Annotated in this window: 2 protein-coding genes; both read right to left on the bottom strand. The window is 32.9% G+C overall.

Annotated features, from left to right (window positions below; translation table 11 throughout):
- Nucleotides 1–111: 111 nt before the first annotated feature.
- Nucleotides 112–444, bottom strand: a complete 333-nt coding sequence (locus CVD18_RS22245; protein ID WP_103867634.1) for a hypothetical protein — start codon at nt 442–444, stop codon at nt 112–114.
- Nucleotides 411–830 (bottom strand): hypothetical protein, encoded by a 420-nt coding sequence (locus CVD18_RS22240; RefSeq protein ID WP_103867633.1) that lies wholly within the window; start codon nt 828–830, stop codon nt 411–413. The genes CVD18_RS22245 and CVD18_RS22240 overlap by 34 nt, the downstream gene beginning before the upstream one ends.
- Nucleotides 831–1,250: the final 420 nt, after the last annotated feature.

The following is a 1,250-nucleotide window of genomic DNA, read 5'->3' as shown; positions in this document are numbered from 1 at the left end:
GTTGAATTAGAATTTTATAAACTTAAAAATACAGCATAGGTCTTAGAAAAATTGTCCGAATTTCTCTTGCAAGTCCAGGCGGAGCCATCTACACGATTGTGTACAGTATTTTTATTCTAATTCCATTTTTTCGTTCATAATTTTAGTCCGAAATGGGTTTCCACTTTTAGAAGGGATCCACCCTAATTCGAACGCTTGTTTAATCCAATTAGCAATGTCAGAAGGCTTTACAGGATTCACAATTTCCGTCCCGATGTCATTTGGGTGTTTTCGGTCAGTATAGATAAATAAACTCGTTCCAGAGTTTTCTTCTAGTTCAACGGCAATGTGCAATTTTCCAATTCCATAGTCGGACTGAGTATAGGTAGCCTTTTTACGAATCAACCATCTAAAGTTTAGTTCATTAACTGCTATTTTTCTTGTTCCTTTTTTTGGTATCGCCATTTCTGCTCATTGAATTTGTAATATTCAGTTTCTTTTCCATTAGTAACTAATATCATTTTGTTTGAATTTAAATATTTTAATTCCGAAATCCAGTTACTATACAAATGAGTAAATTTTAATTTGAATCCTTGATCATACTTTATAATATCAATAAAAGGATGGTCATCAATTATTAAATATTCACTTTCTGTTTGTTCTATTTCGGTTAGGTTTCCTTGACCTTTTTCAAACCAGTAATGATAAATTGTTTTTGATTTGGAATTTTTTATTTTCCATTTTCCGCTCAAATATGATTCCACATCTTTTACCGATTCACAACACTTTAAATGCTGTCCGAGTAGGATTAGAGGTAAAAAAGTCAGTATTAAAATTAGTGTTTTTTTCATTTTCAGCGTTTCACCATATTGTACACAACGGTTAGTATAAGAAACGTAGGGCAGTTAAAAAGCACTTTCGTTTCGGTTTATTACTTAGCTAAATATAAATATTTTACTTTTATTTTTTCTCTTAAATGCCAAATTTTATATTTAGCGGACTTTGTTAAAATTCACAAAACTTTCAAGTTAACACAAACACCCTATGTTTTTTATACATTGTGTGTGCCCAGCATGGGCATCTATTATTTATCGAAGATAAATAATTAATCTAGAGGGTGCAAGTCCCTTATGGGCAGGGGTTACGCCTTGAACCATTAGTAAGTCGCAAGCTGGTTTATCGTGAGATATGCAGTGAAGGAAGCGAGACTACAAAACTCGGTACTGAGGTACACGAACTGCATATTGAGGCTATTAGATCGGATAAGTAGG

This window comes from Aquimarina sp. I32.4 (assembly GCF_002924285.1).
Taxonomy (GTDB): domain Bacteria; phylum Bacteroidota; class Bacteroidia; order Flavobacteriales; family Flavobacteriaceae; genus Aquimarina.
Note: the sequence above shows the minus strand (reverse complement) of the source record. Positions and strands in the feature narration are given on the sequence as shown.